Source organism: Metabacillus fastidiosus NBRC 101226 (assembly GCF_001591625.1).
Taxonomy (GTDB): domain Bacteria; phylum Bacillota; class Bacilli; order Bacillales; family Bacillaceae; genus Metabacillus; species Metabacillus fastidiosus.
Genome location: NZ_BCVG01000076.1, coordinates 1 through 18,550 on the forward strand (window position 1 = coordinate 1; position 18,550 = coordinate 18,550).

17 protein-coding genes are annotated in these 18,550 nt (G+C 36.6%); 12 read left to right on the forward strand and 5 right to left on the reverse strand.

The genetic code is table 11. The annotated features are described in order from the left end of the window. The first annotated feature begins 128 nt into the window (after positions 1-128). Together BFA01S_RS15700 and BFA01S_RS15705 are read left to right on the forward strand one after the other, a co-directional pair. Positions 129-1,088 carry an SDR family NAD(P)-dependent oxidoreductase gene (locus BFA01S_RS15700; RefSeq protein ID WP_066232647.1) on the forward strand — a complete coding sequence of 320 codons (960 nt, stop codon included), beginning with the start codon at positions 129-131 and terminating at the stop codon, positions 1,086-1,088. Between the two features lie 170 nt (positions 1,089-1,258). Beyond that, positions 1,259-2,563, forward strand: a complete 1,305-nt coding sequence (locus BFA01S_RS15705; protein ID WP_066232682.1) for a hemolysin family protein — start codon at positions 1,259-1,261, stop codon at positions 2,561-2,563. Positions 2,564-2,586: 23 nt separating this feature from the next. Here the strand turns inward: BFA01S_RS15705 and BFA01S_RS23585 are convergent, their stop codons facing one another. The 3 genes from BFA01S_RS23585 to BFA01S_RS15720 form a co-directional block, all read right to left on the reverse strand. Continuing rightward, complete coding sequence (locus BFA01S_RS23585) at positions 2,587-3,099, reverse strand: hypothetical protein (RefSeq protein WP_066232648.1); 513 nt, start codon at positions 3,097-3,099, stop codon at positions 2,587-2,589. A gap of 434 nt (positions 3,100-3,533) precedes the next feature. Next, positions 3,534-4,991 carry a catalase KatA gene (katA, locus tag BFA01S_RS15715; RefSeq protein ID WP_066232651.1) on the reverse strand — a complete coding sequence of 486 codons (1,458 nt, stop codon included), beginning with the start codon at positions 4,989-4,991 and terminating at the stop codon, positions 3,534-3,536. A 356-nt stretch (positions 4,992-5,347) separates the two neighbouring features. After that, the gene (locus BFA01S_RS15720) at positions 5,348-5,794 is read right to left on the reverse strand and encodes a YndM family protein (protein ID WP_082800028.1); all 447 of its coding nucleotides are present in this window, start codon (positions 5,792-5,794) and stop codon (positions 5,348-5,350) included. A 114-nt stretch (positions 5,795-5,908) separates the two neighbouring features. Here BFA01S_RS15720 and BFA01S_RS15725 point away from each other — a divergent pair, with 114 nt between their 5' ends. Then, complete coding sequence (locus BFA01S_RS15725; RefSeq protein WP_066232656.1) at positions 5,909-6,346, forward strand: hypothetical protein; 438 nt, start codon at positions 5,909-5,911, stop codon at positions 6,344-6,346. A 35-nt stretch (positions 6,347-6,381) separates the two neighbouring features. Here BFA01S_RS15725 and BFA01S_RS15730 read toward each other — a convergent pair whose 3' ends face one another. Next, positions 6,382-7,233 (reverse strand): hypothetical protein, encoded by an 852-nt coding sequence (locus tag BFA01S_RS15730; protein ID WP_066232659.1) that lies wholly within the window; start codon positions 7,231-7,233, stop codon positions 6,382-6,384. A 192-nt stretch (positions 7,234-7,425) separates the two neighbouring features. Between BFA01S_RS15730 and BFA01S_RS15735 the strand changes: the two genes are divergently transcribed. From BFA01S_RS15735 to BFA01S_RS15765, 7 genes are all read left to right on the forward strand, one after another. Beyond that, positions 7,426-7,845 (forward strand): hypothetical protein, encoded by a 420-nt coding sequence (locus tag BFA01S_RS15735; RefSeq protein WP_066232661.1) that lies wholly within the window; start codon positions 7,426-7,428, stop codon positions 7,843-7,845. A gap of 21 nt (positions 7,846-7,866) precedes the next feature. Beyond that, positions 7,867-8,331 (forward strand): hypothetical protein, encoded by a 465-nt coding sequence (locus BFA01S_RS15740; protein WP_066232664.1) that lies wholly within the window; start codon positions 7,867-7,869, stop codon positions 8,329-8,331. A gap of 20 nt (positions 8,332-8,351) precedes the next feature. Continuing rightward, positions 8,352-9,152 carry a hypothetical protein gene (locus BFA01S_RS15745; protein ID WP_235843042.1) on the forward strand — a complete coding sequence of 267 codons (801 nt, stop codon included), beginning with the start codon at positions 8,352-8,354 and terminating at the stop codon, positions 9,150-9,152. Then, positions 9,142-9,480, forward strand: coding sequence for a hypothetical protein (locus BFA01S_RS15750; protein WP_235843043.1), 339 nt, complete (start codon positions 9,142-9,144; stop codon positions 9,478-9,480). The genes BFA01S_RS15745 and BFA01S_RS15750 overlap by 11 nt, the downstream gene beginning before the upstream one ends. Positions 9,481-9,494: 14 nt before the next feature. After that, positions 9,495-9,785, forward strand: a complete 291-nt coding sequence (locus BFA01S_RS15755; RefSeq protein ID WP_235843044.1) for a hypothetical protein — start codon at positions 9,495-9,497, stop codon at positions 9,783-9,785. 20 nt (positions 9,786-9,805) lie between these two features. Next, complete coding sequence (locus BFA01S_RS15760; protein WP_066232665.1) at positions 9,806-13,486, forward strand: multicopper oxidase domain-containing protein; 3,681 nt, start codon at positions 9,806-9,808, stop codon at positions 13,484-13,486. 350 nt (positions 13,487-13,836) lie between these two features. Further along, positions 13,837-15,501 (forward strand): DUF2339 domain-containing protein, encoded by a 1,665-nt coding sequence (locus tag BFA01S_RS15765; protein ID WP_066232667.1) that lies wholly within the window; start codon positions 13,837-13,839, stop codon positions 15,499-15,501. A gap of 62 nt (positions 15,502-15,563) precedes the next feature. Here the strand turns inward: BFA01S_RS15765 and BFA01S_RS15770 are convergent, their stop codons facing one another. Further along, a complete protein-coding gene (locus BFA01S_RS15770; protein WP_066232673.1) occupies positions 15,564-16,610 on the reverse strand; it encodes a lactonase family protein in 1,047 nt (348 codons plus the stop codon). 200 nt (positions 16,611-16,810) lie between these two features. On the opposite strand from BFA01S_RS15770, the gene BFA01S_RS15775 reads away from it, so the two are divergent. Next, on the forward strand, positions 16,811-17,743 hold the full coding sequence (locus tag BFA01S_RS15775) for an aldo/keto reductase (protein WP_066232676.1): 933 nt from the start codon (positions 16,811-16,813) through the stop codon (positions 17,741-17,743). Next, the gene (locus tag BFA01S_RS15780; RefSeq protein WP_066232679.1) at positions 17,744-18,208 is read left to right on the forward strand and encodes a PH domain-containing protein; all 465 of its coding nucleotides are present in this window, start codon (positions 17,744-17,746) and stop codon (positions 18,206-18,208) included. Positions 18,209-18,550 lie beyond the last annotated feature (342 nt).

Here is an 18,550-nt window from a genome sequence, read left to right on the forward strand (position 1 = left end):
CTTACTGCCCGTTAAGGCTGGGATAAATTAAAATTTATAGACAGTTTGATGCCCTATTTTAAAAGGGCGAGTCTTACTGTCCATTATTTATATTTAAATTGACCAATGGTTAAAAGGAGGAGAAATGAATGAGAAAGGCATTAGTATTGGGTGCATCAGGAGGAATGGGTTATTCAATCGTAAAGGAGTTATCGGGAAGAGGGATTAAGGTAGTTGCATTTGCGAGAAAGAAGGAAAAATTGGGAAAACTTTTTCAAGATGATTCAAATGTTACGATTCAAACTGGAGATATTTTTAAAGAAACTGATTTAATTCAGGCGGCAAAAGGAGTTGATATTGTTTTTCAATCGGCAAATATCCCATATTCACAATGGGAAGGAAAGTTAGCTTTATTTATGTCAAATATTATTAAGACATGTAAAGTACAATCAGCAAAGCTTGCAATAGTTGATAATATTTATGCGTACGGACGACATCCTGAAGTAAAAATAACGGAGGAAGCAGAGAAAAATCCGCATACAAAAAAGGGAAAGATTCGCCTGGAAATTGAAAATCTTGTGAAAAACTCAGACGTAGAAGCAGTCACATGTCATTTTCCTGATTTTTATGGACCAAATGCAAATAACGCAATCCTCCATTTTACGCTGCAAGATATTATGAAAGGAAAGAAAGCTCGCTTTGTTGGGGATCAGACAATTGCGAGAGAGTATATTTTTACACCTGATGGAGCAAAGGCAATAGTAAATTTAGCAATGATGGAAGAAGCCTACGGAGAAAATTGGAATATTCGCGGTAATGGTGTTATTACTGGAAAAGAAATTATTAATATGATTAGAAAATATATAAATTATGAAAAGAACGTTTCTACTGTAACAAAAATAATGATTAAAATGATTGGCATTTTTAATGCTGATATGCGGGAAGCTGTTGAAATGTTTTATTTAAATGAAGAGCCCGTCGTATTAAGCAGTGAGAAATATGAAAGGAGGATTGGTCCATTGCCATGTACACCGTATGAGGAAGGCTTGAGACAAACGATTGAGTTCATGGGGAGAAATAGCTTAGATAAATTTGGAAATATAATTTAAAATTAACAATATCTATTGAGAAGTCGACTAAAAAGGATAAAAAGCGATTCTTTTTATATAGTCCAAGTGTGTAAAAGGCATAGATAAATTTTTATGAATAATTCACTTCATTTCCATGGAAAATAGAAAAGAATGCTTTTCTTTTTTCAGGAGATGAATGTATATTGTCAATGGAACTTATTTTACTTGTCATCCTTATTATTTGTAATGCTTTTTTTGCTGCCTCTGAAATAGCCTTGATTTCTTTAAATGATAATAAAGTGAAATTGATGGCCGAAAGTGGTGATAAGAAAGCAATTTTATTAAAGAATCTTTTATCTGAACCGAGCCGTTTCTTAGCTGCGATTCAAATAGGAATTACACTTGCCGGATTTTTAGCCAGTGCATTTGCCGCAGGCAGTTTTGCTGGTCAGCTGGCGAGTGCATTGTATAATATAGGTGTACCAGTTTCAGAAAAAATATTGGAAACAATATCAGTAATTATAATCACTCTCATTTTATCTTACTTCACATTAGTATTAGGAGAACTAGTGCCAAAAAGGCTTGCTTTACAGAAGGCAGAGGCCATTTCTATGTTTGCTGTTGTTCCGCTTACCTTTTTAATGAAGATTACATCTCCATTTGTGAAATTTTTAACACTTTCAACGAATGCGATCGTTCGGATGTTCGGTGTTGATCCCAATGCAGACGAAAATAATATAACAGAGGAAGAAATTCGAATGATGGTCGATGTTGGTAAGGAAAGCGGTGTTATACTGGAAACGGAGAAACTGATGATTAACAATGTGTTTGAGCTTGATAATAAGACCGTTTCTGATATTATGACACATCGAACAAATATCGTTGCAATTCCAATTGATCACAGCTTGATTGAAACAGTGCGTCTAGTAAATATAGAGAAATATACAAGATTCCCTGTATATGGAGAGAATATAGATGATATTATTGGAATTTTACATTCCAAGGATTTAATCCAATTTGTTGAAAATTGTGATGATAATCGATTCAATTTGAGGGATCTGCTTCGTGAACCGTATTTTGTTCTTGAGTCAAAGACAATTGATATTTTATTCAAAGATATGCAAAAAAATAATGTTCATATTGCAATTGTTGTTGATGAATATGGTGGAACAGATGGAATTATAACGATTGAGGATATTATTGAAGAAATTGTAGGGAATATTTTTGATGAATATGATGAAGAAGAAATTGTAGAAGAGATTCAAATGATTGATGAACAAACGTATTTAATTACAGGAACGACGAACCTTCATGATATAGAAGAGTTATTGAAAATAAATTTACCGATTGAAGAATTTGACACATTAAGTGGATTTGTTATTGGTCAGCTAGGCTATATTCCAGCTAATGAGGAGCATCCAATAATTGAGTTTGAACAATTTATTTTTAAAGTTGAAGAGATATCTGACAGGAGAATTACAAAAATAAAAGTGTGTGCAAAAGCAGAGGGCTAGTTAAAATACTAGCCCTAAATGTATTATCTTCCGGGCATTTGTCCAAAACCGCCACCTTGCATTTGTCCAAAACCGCCACCTTGCATTTGTCCAGGCATTTGTCCGAAACCGCCACCTTGCATTTGTTCGGGCATTTGTCCAAAGCCGCCGCCTTGCATTTGTCCGGGCATTTGTCCAAAACCGCCGCCTTGCATTTGTCCGGGCATTTGTCCAAAACCGCCACCTTGCATTTGTCCAGGCATCTGTCCAAAGCCGCCGCCTTGCATTTGTCCGGGCATTTGTCCAAAACCGCCGCCTTGCATTTGTCCAGGCATTTGTCCAAAGCCGCCGCCATATCCATGTGTTTGTCCATAGCCAGGCATTTGTCCGTATCCGCCATGCCATGGATAATATCCACCATACGATGGATAGTAAGGATGATGGTGATGGTAAGGTGGTCTAGGATATTGGTGGCAAGGAGAATAATATTGTTGTTGTCTTACATCCTCAAAATTTTCACTGTCTTCGAAATATAATTGCTCATCAGAATGAATCACTGCACTACCTCCTAAGTTTTGTTCACCTTACCTTATGTATGAACTGGTCATTTGGAGTATGTCCAATTATGTAGATTATTTTGAAGCCTAATGAAAGCTATTTCTATATAAAAATTAAGGAAAGATATTATGAGGAAAAGAACATTAATGAGATTAATTATTGAACTATTGGGAATTGTAATTATTATTTACGGATTTACGGTTATTTCTGTTTTGAGAGAGAATCGGTTTTAGAACAAGCAGCTGCAGCTATGTATTTATAATAATAATTGTAATTTTTATTGTACAGGATTATAACAAACAGAAGGAGGGTATAGAAGTATAAAAAAGATCGCTAGTCTTATAGACTAACGATCTGAAGAAAAGAGAGGTATGAAACCTCTTTCTCTATGAGAATAACTTTGAGAATTAATAGTAAATAGATAAACTATTAATTATTTTACTGCTGCTGGTACTTGTAATCCAAGACCTTCTGCAATACGAGTTCCGTATTCTGCATCTGCTTTGTAGAAGTGCTCGATTTGACGAAGTTTAATTTCGTCTTTTTCAACTGGTTTCATAGCACCAACGATAGTGTTAACTAAACGAGTACGCTCTTCTTCACTCATTAAGCGGTATAAGTCACCAGCTTGAGTGTAGTGGTCATCGCTAGCATATCCAACGCTGCCAGCAAAGCCTTCTACAGCGAATTCTACAATTTTGTTTTCTGGAGTTTCAACTGCGCCACCTAAGCTGTTTGGCTCATAGTATACGTCAGAAGAACCACCATTACCATCGAAACGTAATTGACCATCACGTTGGTTGTTCATTACTGGGCATAATGGACGGTTAATTGGTAATGCATTATGGTTAGCACCCACACGGTAACGATGTGCATCAGCATAAGCGAATAAACGACCTTGTAACATTTTATCTGGTGATGGATCAATACCAGGTACTAAGTTACCAGGAGAAAGTGTTACTTGCTCAACTTCTGCAAAGTAGTTTTCTGGGTTACGGTTTAATGTCATTGTACCAACTTCAACTAATGGATAGTCTTTTTGAGACCAAGTTTTAGTTACATCGAATGGATCAACTTTGTAAGTATTTGCATCTTCTAATGGCATGATTTGAACATGTAAAGTCCAAGATGGGAAATCGCCATTTTTGATAGCATTGAATAAATCTTCAGTATGGTAATCTGGGTTTTCACCAGCAAGTTTTTCAGCAACAGCTGGATCAAGGTTTTGAACACCTTGGTTTGTTCTGAAGTGATATTTAATGAAAACAGCTTCACCTTCAGCATTTGTCCATTTGAAAGTATGGCTTCCATAACCATGCATATGGCGAAGTGTTGCAGGAATACCACGGTCACCCATTAAGTATGTTACTTGGTATAAAGATTCAGGTGATAATGACCAGAAATCCCACACAGCATTAGGGTTTTTCAGATGTGTTTGTGGATGACGTTTTTGTGTATGGATGAAGTCAGGGAACTTGATAGCATCGCGAATAAAGAAAATAGGTGTGTTGTTACCTACGATGTCATAGTTTCCATCTTCAGTGTAAAATTTAACAGCGAAACCACGTGGGTCACGAACTGTATCAGCAGAACCTAATTCACCAGCAACTGTAGAGAAACGGATGAACATAGGAGTTTCTTTTCCGATACCGTTGAAAAGTTTTGCTTTCGTATATTTTGAAACGTCGTTAGTTACTTTGAAAACACCATGAGCTCCAGCACCTTTGGCATGAACAACACGCTCAGGAACACGTTCTCTATTAAAATGTGCTAATTTCTCAAGAAGATGTACGTCTTGAATTAATGTTGGTCCGCGTGAACCAGCAGTGATCGAGTTTTGGTTATCTCCAACAGGAGCACCCCAACTAGTTGTTAGTCTGTTAGTCATAATAGAAATTCACCTCTAAAAGTATTATTTTAATAGGTTTTGCTTACATTAGTTATGATAACATCTACCAGTAAAAAATCAATACCTTTTTATAATTATTATAATTTGCGATGTAAGGAAAGCTGACGAAAGGTGTATAATAATAGAGGAACCTATCTTTTTAAAGGGAAACTATAAATATCATCTAATAGTCATTCTAATCTAGAATTTTTAGTTATTGTAGAAGATTAATATAATAAATAGAGGAAGAAATGTAAATATTGAAATTTATCCAACTTGCTTTTTATCTTTAGATACTGATTAAAAAGCAAGTTAGATTGAATATATGTTGAAAATAAAAAATAGGTGGAGAGTTCCACCTATTTTTTATGCTCATCTAATGGAAATGGATTTTGCTCTTCGGAGAATTCCGTTCCATATGCAAGATTGAAATTACCTTCTCTTTGACGGTGCATTTCCGTTTCGGGCTTGTTTGGAATTGTTCTTTGTAAGAATAAGTGAACGAATACTTCGGCTGCCCCAATAATTACGGCTGAGATAATGCTGCCCCAGGCAATTTGTAAATAATTATCAAAAAGCACACTACCTATAATCCAGACACTTAAATAAGTGAATAGAAAATCTGCAACTACAGCGTTCCGATTACCAAGACGAGGTAAAATGATCTTGTCTCCTATTATATAAGAAACGATTGTAACAAAAAGGCTAAATGATAAAATATCTGTAATTGTAGCATCGAAAAATAAATCAAGACCGACAGCAAAAGCGATTACAGCGGTAATAAATTTTATTATTAAAATCGTCATATTCAAACCTCCCTATATATAGTTTGAACAAATAGAAAAAATTCATACCTGTATCGTGAATAGAACCTCTACCTTCTCTGTTTCATATATTAATGAAGAGAAGGAGGAGGGAAAATGAAGGAATGTCCATGTGATAATATTGGACCGCGTGCTGTAAAAGTTAAATCCCATAAGCATGTGGAAGAATGTTGTCATCACGTTTGCGGAATTATTTGTAATGTTGGATTCGATTTTGTTGATTTATTGCAGGAAGATGGGGATGTTGCTACTGTATTAACGGACCGCATAAAAAAAATAAGGATAAAACATAAAGACTGCCACTCCAACTTTTTCGCTGGTCTTGATTCCTGTTTTGATGAGGAGCATGATTTTCGAAGTGATTGTGATTGTGAACGATGCAGCTGTAACAGAGATATTACGTGCTTCAAGGATAATGTCATCGCATTTTGTGATAGACGGGTTCAGCTCCGCCTGGCAGGATTAGAACATAGTTTAAATGCTGACCTGTTGCGTCATCAGGGCTGTGAAGTTTTATTTGAACTTAAATCTTAAACGAGAAAAAAGGAATCCTAATTTGGATTCCTTTTTTAATTACTATTGTCTTCTATTTCAATAAAACAAAGTTCATCAAAATCTATTCCACGTTTATCACAATTATCTATAATGATGACAGACCTGTTCGTTATTTCTTGCAGGCAGCCTTTTATTTCTTCTTCCCCTTTTATATAGACGAAGCGGCCTATATAACTTTCAAGGAAAAGAGATAAACTAAGTCCGAAAAATAAATTAAGAAGAAAAGGACTTTTTGACACGGTTTCTCCAAAGCAGAAAGTAATATCTCTTCTAAGACAAGTATCAATATCACTTAAATTACGTTCACATGGTTCTTTGACTTGTTGATGCTCTATTTTAATTATTTTTTCAAAAGGAATAAGCAATAGATTTTTATGGATTTTATAATTTCTTTCCAAGATAATAAAATCCCTTCCAGAATCAGCAAATATCCCGTCCATTACTTCTTCCTCGTCATTGCAGCGTATAGTTACTTCTACACATTGCCCGATTAATTGAAATAAACTTACCTGGAGAGCACGATCGTTTATCTCTACCTCACCTTCTGCTGCCTCTCCGGCTTGAACTATGGGAATACGGGCAGAGTCTATTTCGTTTCCATCTATCTCTCCTTCTTGTGCAAGAGAGAGAAGCAGCGTATTTGCTTTATTAATACACCTTTTTAAATTTTCCAAATCTTCAGCGGGGAAATTACTCGTTGGTGATGGAAATCTTGGCTGTGGAATTTGCTCAGGACATATACATGGCGAGCAGAATAAATCATTTTCTTCGATTCCTGCCGGCGCACATTCAGGACAGAAGGCTAAAGATTCTTTATTTTCTATTTCTCTTTTTCTAGATCTAATACGCCGTTTTGAACGTTTCATTTTCATACCTCCATTCTTAGTACACATACCTAATTTATGGATGGCAAATTGTTTCTGGTTGGGCACTTAACCTGTTTTTATAAATTTTGTAGTTCCATGAATAGGACAAGTATGATTCATCATACATGTTATACAGTAGTTTATGATCAGGCGGCATGAAATTTTGGGGATGCGAAAAGAGGTGGAAATCAGTTGATAAATGACAATATTGTCTTTTTACATCTCTTTAATTTAATTGCTGTTCTTTTTTTATATTTATATTTATTCAAAATTAGAAAACTAATCGGCTTTCATTTGGGAATGAATATTTCGTTGATGGTAAGCGGGACTGTTGCAATTGTGACAGGGGTAATTCTTATTTATCAATTTCCATTTGAATTTGTCTTCATTACAATTATAACGACAATAATTGGCATTATCATAGGTGTAATATTTGGAGCACTTTTTGACTATCAAACGCTATTAACTGGATATATAAATGGATTAATGATCGGTTTAATGGCACCAATGATTGGAGCTGCCGCAAGCTTAAATATGATGTTCCTCCTATTTATTGAAATTATTTTCATTTTTTCTCTTTTTTTATTAGCATTTTCTGCGAGACATACATAATCAAGGGGGAATGCAGTGAAGATGACAGCTTTTCTTATTGGGAATTTCATGCTGAATGGCACAGTTGGAGTATTGCTTTATCTTCTAATAACGAAGAAAAAAAAGATATTTGCCGATCGTTACGGCATGGTTGTTGCGATGTGCGGAAGCGGAGTTTTGAGTTTACATTTAGCGATGCTTACTGTTTTTTTAATCCCTGATTATTTTATTATTCAAGTTCTTTTTGCCTTAGGAATTGGAGCATTCATCGGTAAGAAGTTCGGTTCACTTATGAAATATCAATCATTATTATCAGGCCTTTTTCATGGAATTATCGGTGGAATAATGGGGATGATGCTTGGGATTGTTATTTTAAATCCATCTTTGTGCGGGCTTCCTTCCGCCTCTTTGAACAGTCTTCAGGATAATATGTTGATTTTTACTGTTTTTGGAACAATTCTCGTAATCATGACAGGCAGTTTATTATATTACTCTTTAAAAGTTTGACTGCTGGAGGAGGTGCGGGATTGGAAGAACAGAAGGGGAAAAAGATTCATTTGAATGAATACATGAAAATCTTATTAGAAAATCGTAAAAAGGAAGTAATAAAAGAGGATCATATAAATGAACTGAATCGTAAAAAAGGAGAGGGGCTTACTTCGCCGACAACAGAGACGACGACAGAGGAAACGAGGCTTTTTACAGATTATATGCATCGTGCAAATATCTTTCATATTGCAAAGAGTGATGAAAAACGTGGGAAGATATTAATGCTGAGAAAGTTTTTTAAATCGAAGCGGAATGATGAAGTAGAAGTGTATTCAAAATGCGGCAAAGAGTGCATTCATACAGTGGGGAAGGTTAGTACGATTGGCCGCGATTTTGTGATGCTTACAAATTTGAATAAAAGAATTTGGATTCCATATTCAGTGGTGGAGTCAGCGAATATTCCACACGGCATTCCAACATACTCTAACACCCATCAGCACTTATTCTATGATAATAATCTTCGCGATAAACTTCTTTATAACTTTGGTGAAACAGTTGCTAAAAGAGATGTATTAAAACAGCAGTTCTTTGAAGAAACATTAAATACAAATTTACATGTATGGAAAGAAACATGGGTAGAAATCCATCTTAATGAAAAGGAGAAAATAGTCGGGAAAATTGCTTCCAGCATTAAAAATAAATGTACATTGAACTATTTTGGAAAGAAGGTGGAAGTTGATCTAGCGAATGTTCAGTATATTACGACTATTCGTTTTCTGAGCTTACTTCCCAATATAGGAAAATATTTTGCGAAAGGGGATAAAAATGATGAAAAATAGAGACAGAGATTGTGAAGAGATTGAGGAAATTGACGATCTTGACGATCTTGACGATCTTCTCCGAACAGAATTAGAAGGATTGCAAGGAACAGAAATTTTAGTCATTACAGAGTCTGATCAGCTAAGTTTATTCGGTCAGACGTTTCGGCCAATATTTTGCGGAACAGTATTTGAAGTCAATCCAGGGAGCCTAACCTTATTTCCAGTTCAAATTAAGCTTGTTAATGCTCCATTTTTTAATTTTCCGACGCCTTTAAGTATTCCATTAGAAAAAATTGCCCAATTTACACCAGGTTTTAATTGTGACGATCGGATTCCATTAACGTAAAGGGGGAACATCTTTTGGATTTGAATATAAATTTTCCGACTATTAATAATATTCATGATGAAGCACTAATACAGGAGTTTAAACAAGGTGTAGGAGCGAAAATATTTGTCTTAACACCATCTTATCCATTTGTTTTTATTGGAATTATTCAAGAAGTAGTAGAAGACTATGTCGTTATAGATGTGGAAACAACAACGATTTCGGAATTAGAAAACCGACAATGGTTTCTTCATATCGATCAAATAGAGGTTTTTTATATTGAACAAATAGGAAAGCCCCGTATTCCGGAATTAAGAATTGATTAATAAAAAGGAAGGTGGAACATGTGAAAAGATTTTTTCATGTCGTTGCCATTCCGATCCGCATCGTGCTAAATAATTTCGGTGATTACAATCCTCATGGGAGGATGTATGTGCTAAAAGAAAATGAAGAGAAAGTAAAAGAAGCTGTCAGAAAAAATCCGTTTACACCTGTTGATTTAGTCCAGCCTCTTTTTATTCGTGCTAATGAGGGCGATACGGTTGAAGTATTATTTGAAAACCAGTTGCATATTGCAACTGGGATGCATTTTCAAGAAGCTGATTATAATGTGTTGAGATCAGACGGGGCAAATGTCGGTTTTAATCCGAATACACTTGCAGAGCCGAATGAAAAAATTCTTTATCGCTTGCAAGTGAATCATGATGGAGTATATATGTTTTCTGATTTAGGTGATCCTGATAGCAGTGATGAAGGAACGAATGTGAATGGTTTATTCGGTGCTTTGTTCGTCCAAAAACGAGGTTCATGGTGGACAGATCCCGTAACGGGCGGACCTATAGATAGCGGACAATATGCTGATATTCACCATCCTTTTCTACCGTCATTTCGTGAGTATGCATGGATGTTCCATGATGAAATGCCGACTGTAGATGTGACAGGAAATAGGCCGCTTAATCCAGAAACAAACCAGGAAAGAGAATCGACACATGCAGTTAATTACCGCTACGAACCAGTAGAAAATCGCCTTCGGTTAATTGAAGAAAGGGTCGTTTGTCCTGATTGTTCAGGAGAAGAGGTTCATCATGATTCGTGGGTCTTTGGTGATCCTGCAACACCAATTTTACGGGGTTATCGGGGGGATCCTGTAAAAATCAGACTCGTTCATGGCGGTGTGAAAGAAACACATGTATTTCATTATCATGTTCATCAATGGCTTTTAGATCCAAATGATCTTGAGTCAGATCTTATCGATGCTAAAGCGATCAGCCCGCAAGCATGGTATACGGTTGAGGCTCTTTATGGTCTTGGCTCTTTACAGGGAGCAATTGGCGACGCAATTATCCATTGTCACCTCTATCCGCATTTTGGTGTCGGTATGTGGGGGATGAACAGGATATTTGATACACTTCAGGATGGGAGCCAATGCTATCCGAACGGTGTTCCGATCGAAGCTCTCCAGCCTTTGCCGGATAGACCATGTCCACCGAGGCCCACGAAAGAATGTCCAGGGTTCCCAAATTTTATACCAGGAAAAGTGGGCTGCAAAGCGCCCCGGCCGCCGCTTGGTATCGTCGGAGGCCGAGACCTGACAGAACTTGAAAGGAATGCTGCTGTTCCAAATGCAAGACCTGGTGCTGTTTTTGCTGATCCTTGCAGTGTTGCTGATAACCCAGCCGTGGTGGAATTTAATATTTCTTTAATTGAACTTCCGATTGTTTACAACAGAGAAGGCTGGCATGACCCAAAAGGAAGAATGTATGTACTTGATGAAGACTTGGAAGATGTCCTTTCAGGTAGAAAGGAGCCTGAGCCGCTCGTTATTCACATGAATGCTGATACTTGTATAAGAATTAATTATACGAATCGTCTGAAAGAAGTAGCTCCAGGTGATGCGTTTCAGCTTGTAACGAGAACATATGAAAATGGGTTCCATATTCATTTTGTAAAGTTTGATGTATTAGTTTGTGATGGTGCGAATGTAGGATGGAATTATGATTCAAGCGTTCTTCCCGGGGAAACGATCCGTTATGAATATTTTGCTGATGTCGAATTAAAAGCATGGTTTTTCCATGATCATCTTTTTCCAAATTATCACCAGCAACATGGCGTGTTTGGCTCAGGTGTTGTTCATGCGCGTTTTACAGAAATTTTTGATTCAAAAACAGGAGAAGAAGTAAATCGTGGAACACAAATAACGGCTGTCCATCCATTAATACCTGATTATAGGGATTTTGCTTTATTAGTGCAGGATTTTACCCTTTTATTTGATAAAGACGGCCGTCCATTGAATCCGCCGCCATTCCCGGGCTCTCAAGATGATCCAGGATTATTCGGTGTTAATTATAAAAATGAACCGCTCCAGTTCCGTCTAGGAGAAGATTGTGATCCTGCATACTCCTTTAGTTCTTTCGTTAAAGGTGATCCAATTACACCGATTTTACAATGTTATGAAGGTGATCCGATTCGAATAAGACTTCTACAGGGAGCACATGAAGAATCACATAGTTTTAATATTCATGGTCTTCGCTGGCGGTTTGAACGGGCTGATATGGATTCACACTTCAAATCACAGCAGCATATCGGTATTTCTGAATCATTTACATTTGAGATGGAAGTGCCGCGTTCGGGTGATTATTTATGGACATTTGAAACAGAGGAGGATCTTTGGAACGGATTATGGGGGCTTATTCGTGCATTTGATCAGGAGGTTGATTGCCTCATTCCGCTTCCTGATAGAGAGTGTCCCCAAAAAAGAACAAAACCGTTGCCGAAATGTACGGGAGAGCCGCCTGCAAAAGCAAAAATTGTAGATGTGCCAGCACCGTCTAATGCGCCGGTGAAAAAGTTTGATATCGTTGCTTTCCATACACCGATCGTTTACAGCAAATGGTGTGAAACAGATCCATTTGGAATTGTTTTTGCACTTAGAGAGGATATGGATGATATTTTATGTGGAAAGAAAAATCCTAAACCGCTTATTATCCGGGCGAATCAGGGAGATGTCGTTGAAATAAAGTTAACGAGCTTTCTAGAATGCGGTAACTTTCCATTTCCGGACGGCATTTGGCCATATCCGCCGGTAAAAGAGCAGGCATGTTATCCTCCGTCATTAAGAATTTCTCTCCATCCGCAATTAATAGAATATGATGTGAAATCATCATCAGGAGAAACGGTTGGTTTTAATCCTGATCAGACAGTTGGACCTGGAGAAACAATTACGTATCGGTGGTATGTGGACCTTCCTTTAGGAGTATGCGGCATGTGGGATATGGCAGATATTCGTAATCACCGGTCACTAGGCACATTTGGGGCGTTTATCGCTGAACCGAAAGGGACTGAATATTTAGATCCGAAAACGAGAAAGCCTGTTATTATTGGAGATAATGTCGTTTTGAAAAATCCATTCCTTCCGGAAACAAGGGAATTTGTTCTTGTTATGTATGATGGTGCCCGTTTAGTGGATGAAGACTGCAATGTCATTATTGATCCGATTGATGGTGTGTTAGGTGGAGTAAGTGAGGAAGAAGCAGTAGATCTCGTCGATACGTATGATAACGGTTCACGCGGATTTAATTACCGCACGGAACGATTAATTAATCGTTTGAGAAAACATCCTGTATTAAAGGACTTATTTAGTTCGAAAGTGTTTGGCGACCCGTCTACACCTTTATTTGAAGCATACCCAGGGGACCCGGTGACGATTAGGCTTGTCAACCCGTCAGAACGAAGAAGGGCACACGGTTTTCATTTACATGGGCATTACTGGAAAATGGATAGCCGGGATATTGCATCATCCATTAAATCAATAGAAGGGGAGATTGTGACAGGACATACGGTTAATTTACCGCTTCTTTACGGAGCAGGCAGTTTTTATAATTTCCCAGGTGATTATATGTACAGATCAGGCAATATCCGCTGGGATATTGAACAGGGAATGTGGGGAATTATGCGTGTTCTTAATAAAAAGAAAAAACATTTGCTTCCATTAGAAAACAATGAGAATTGTGAATGTGAAGAGGAATGAAGGTAGGTTCTGATAAAGCTTTTTCTTTGTGAGCCAGATTATGCTTATTATTATCTATTCGGATTTAGCTTTAATACAAGGTATTACTGTTAATCGGTAATGCCTTTTCCTTTTATCCTCTAATTCAGGTATGTTACTCCCTTATTAAAATTATCCCGCTTATATGCAGTTTGCTTATTTTCATTATCATCTACTTTGTTTCATGGCTGATTGCAAAATCATACTTCAAAAAATTAGAACAGTCTATGAATGAATTAGTCCGAAAATAGTTGATCTTTCCTTTTCCTTCTTTTTCTGCCAGTATAATAGATAGGAGACACACATACTATGGGAAAATAAGGAGGGAGAATATGGAGGAGAAAAGGGATAGGATCGAAGAGCTTGAAAAACGGGTTGATGAACTGAGAAAAGAAGCATATGAACTAAAATCAATTATTTTAGAACTGAAAAGGGAAACACCTTCGAAACAGGCTAATGTAGAAGAAGTTAAAGCCAAAGAAGAAAATCAGTTATTACTGTCAACCCCGATTAAAGAACCGCAGCCAGTTGACTGGGAGAAGAGGATTGGTCAAGTTTGGCTGCCGAGAATTTTCATTTTTGTTCTTTTATTAGGTATTATTTGGGCATTTAAAGCAGCATCTGATTATGGCTTAATGCAGCCACCATTAAAAATTGCTTTTGGATTTATTGCTGCTGTTGTTTTAATCTTTCTCGGACACAATCAGATTGCTAAAAGCAGGAATGCATTAGGTCAAGTATTGCTTGGAGGCAGTGTTATTCTTCTATTTATTGACACATTTGCAATGCATATTTTATACGGCATGATTCCAGGCATTATTGCATTTATATTGAACGTTCTTTGGATTGGCTTAGGTATTTATTTTGCTTATCGTTATAAATCTGAACCGCTTGCCATTCTCACGAGTATCGGCGGTTATTTAATCCCTTTCCTATTGGAAAACCGTGATCCGAATATCGTCAATTTTGTCATCTTTGAAACTATTTTTTATTGTATCATGCTTCTATTTGCATGGAAGAGAAAGTTTGTATACTTGTATACAGTAACATTTGCTTTACTTCATATCACACTGCTTGCCGGATCCTTCTTAAGCGGAGCAGGAGATATAAGGATATTTGGGCTTGCTGTTATTATTCAGCATATACTATTACTCGTTACATTCTTTAAAGAGCATTCCTTTATAAAGGTTCAGATGACAGTCTTATTTACGAGCTTTATCTTAACTGTTTGCTGGATAGGCTCTACTTTTCAAGAGAATCAATATGAATTAATCGTTTTATTTTCTTTCTTACTTTATTCGTATTTATCTGTTTACTTTTGGAAAAAGAACCAGGAACGTCTCACAGCAGCTTTATCGATTTCCACTGTTGCATTAGTTATTTTCTTATTAAGTAAATTCGATACTGAAAATATTCAAGGGTTATTAATGATTCAGGGCTTAATTACTGCTTATTTAGCAATGAAGGCGAAGACAAAGTTCAGTTTTATTATAGGTATCGTTATTTATACAATAAGTGCACTTCTTACATTTGGCGGAATGTTTCATTCTATTTTTTCAATTGAATTTATTAATTGGCTCATATTATTAATTTCCCTATGGGTGCTTACGAAATTACTTTCATTGGCAGAGCAGTTGAAAGAAAGTGACAAAGAAACACTCAGAAAAACCATTTTTATCACATTCCTGATTGTTTTTCTGATCTTTGTTTCATTATTCGTTGGGGTACTGACCACTGATCTCTCACTGAACATTCAATATATGACAGTTTCTTTCTCATGGGCAGTCTATGCATTGGCCGCTATTATGCTGGGAGTAACAAAGGAAAATAAAATATTAAGAGTGTTTGGGCTCATTTTATTATTCGTCACATTAGCAAAGCTTATTTTGATTGATTTAATAGCTACTTCTATTTTTATCCGAGCGATTCTTTTCATCGGACTTGGTATTATTGGAGTCGTCGGTTCACGAATTTTCTATGTGAAAAAGGAAAAATAAAGATTACGACACTGTCTGCTTGCTTCGCATTGAATTTAAATAAAAGAAATAAAGCGTCCCTATTAATGGGACGCTTTATTTAAAAATTTCACACATACTGGGTCAGGAACAGTCACATCTGATTGCAGAAGTGTCAGTTTCCCACTTTTGATATCCCGCTCATAAAGAACGACATTACTGCTTTCCTGGTTTGTAGCAATCAGGAATTTCTCCGTCGGATCTAAAACAAAGTCCCGTGGCCAATCTCCTTCTGTTGACGTATGTTCAACAAATGTAAGCTCGCCATTTCCTTCATTCACACGGAATATAGCAATACTGTTGTGACCGCGATTTCCTGCATAAATGAAACGTCCGTCAGAGGAAATATGAATAGCGCTTCCTTGATTATTTTCTGTAAAATCATTTGGAATCGTACTTATATATTGTAATTCGGTAAGTATCCCGTTTTCAGGATTATAGCTAAGAGTAATGACTTCGTTGCTAAGCTCGGTCATAACGTAGGCATACTTCCCATTCGGATGAAAAGTAATGTGTCTTGGTCCGCTTCCGGCTTTTACTAATACGGTGCATGCTTCCGTTAGTACACCGTTGTTTACATGAAATGTTGCGACTTTATCACATCCTAAATCAACAGCAACGGCGTATTTTCCATCAGGTGTGAAACCTGAAAAATGAGTGTGGGCATTGTCCTGACGATCTTTATTCGGCCCTGAGCCTTTAAATGGAATTGTTGAGACAGGAGGTTGAATAGTCCCAGCTTCTAATAAATAACTCTCTATCGTTCCGTGATGATAACTAGCTGATAATACATTAGTGTTTTTCTTATCAACACTAACATGACAAGGCGGAGCACCGTCCCTTACTTGTGAGTTTATTCTTTCAAGCAGTCCGTCTTTAATTGAATAGGATGCAATACCGCCTGAATCTCCTTCTCTTACGACAGCATAAAGATTTTCATTATTTTCACTAATTGTTACATATGTAGGATTCTCAAGCTCTGCGGCAACTTTTACATCACCTAATGTCTTCTTTTCAGTATCTAATGTAAAGCTGTAAATTCCTTTGCTGTCACCTTTTGTATATGTCCCTATATAGCCTGTTAATTTCATCTCAAATATACTCCTTTCCTATTATATGCTGAAACCATTATAACATATGGATATCTTATTCCTTTATTTACCCATTTAAAGCGAAAAACATGTCTAAAATCTTTCTTGATACAACGAAAATCATTAATCCAATTTCTTGAAAGATAGGAACAGAACTGTTTATACTTTATTTTAGAATACATAATAAGGAGGACTTTTAAATGAAGTATAGAAAGCTTGGAAAAACAGATTTAGATGTGTCTGTTATCGGTTTAGGAACTTGGCAATTTGGCGGGGAATGGGGAAGAGATTTTACACAGCAGGAAGTTGATTCCATTATTTCCCGTTCAAAAGAGCTGGGGATTAACTTTATTGATACAGCAGAATGCTACGGCGTGCATGTTGCTGAAAAACTCATCGGTAATTATATACAAAATGATCGCAGAGAAGACTGGATTATCGCAACGAAATTTGGTCATTATTTTGATAATGAAAAATTTGACCGCTTCCCTTCATGGTCCACAGAATCTGTTTTACAGCAATTAGATAATTCACTTAAGGCATTAAAGACAGATTATGTAGATCTTTATCAATTCCATTCAGGTAATAATGAAGTATTTAATAATGATGACTTATGGACGGCACTGAATAAGCAAGTGAAAGCAGGAAAGATCCGTCATTTAGGTATTTCTCTTTCCTATAATGAAGAAACACATGTACAAGTGGAAAAGGCAACGGATGTAAATGCAAGTGTTATTCAAGTGATTTATAACAGAATTGATAAAACGCCAGAGGAAAAAGTTTTTCCATCTTGTGAAAGACAAAATCTCGGTGTGCTTGCACGTGTACCGCTGGCGAGCGGGTATTTAAGTGGGAAATATAAGCCAGGTGCAACATTTGGAGAGAGAGATGTACGACGCAAGCATGATAAGGACGAAGTGGCAGAGAAGCTAAGACTCGTTGAAGAAATTAGAAAAACGGAAGTGCCGGAAGGTGTAAATATGGCGCAGTGGGCACTTGGCTGGAGTTTGCAGCATCCTGCGGTTACGTCTGTTATCCCGGGTTGTAAAACAGTGGAACAGCTTGAGGCAAATGCGGCAGCAGCAGATTTAGATATGGTAAGAGATGATCATCCTCAAAGTGTACAAAAATAAATGATCTTTTATTCTAAAATTGATAAAATATTTCTTTCCATTATTTCTGTAGCTATTTTAATGATTGTTCCCTTATTATTGGTCCCTTTTTTAGTTGATTTTTATAATAGGAATACAAATATAGTGGATCTGATTGTTGTTTTTTCAATTTTATTCATTACCGTCGGCTTAATTATATGGACAACATTTTTTATTTGCTATATTTTTTATGACCGCTATCTTTTTGTAAAGGCAGGACCTTTCCGAAGTAAGATTATGTATGAAGATATAACGAAGGTAAAGAAAACGAACGATATTTTTACGGGGTATCGTCTTTTATCTTCCAAAGAAGCAATAGAAATCTTTTATAAAACTGGGAAATTTGGAAGTGTAAAAATTTCTCCGAGGGAAAAGCAGAACTTTATTAATGAATTAAAGAAACGTTGTCCGCATATAGAAATTGAGGATAGTTTAACTATAATCTAATAGGATAAACACTATTATCCATACTATTATTATAGGAAAAGATTTGACTCAAACTTTATAAATCCATTATAATACACATATAAACATACAAAGACTATTAAAGGGGAGTAGCTTTTCAGCAAAGTCGTCATTACGGGATTATATCCCCGGCTTTGTTGGCGGTGTATACCGTTTGCGAGACCTTTACCGGATATTTGGTAAAGGCCCCTTTTTATTTAAAGGACGTTACAGCCAGATAATCGGTTGTAGCGTTTTTTTGTTTTTATCCTAGCCTTAACGGGCAGCAAGACTTCCATTTCAATGTTCTGTGAATTCGAAGAAATTAAGTGGGAGATCAACTGC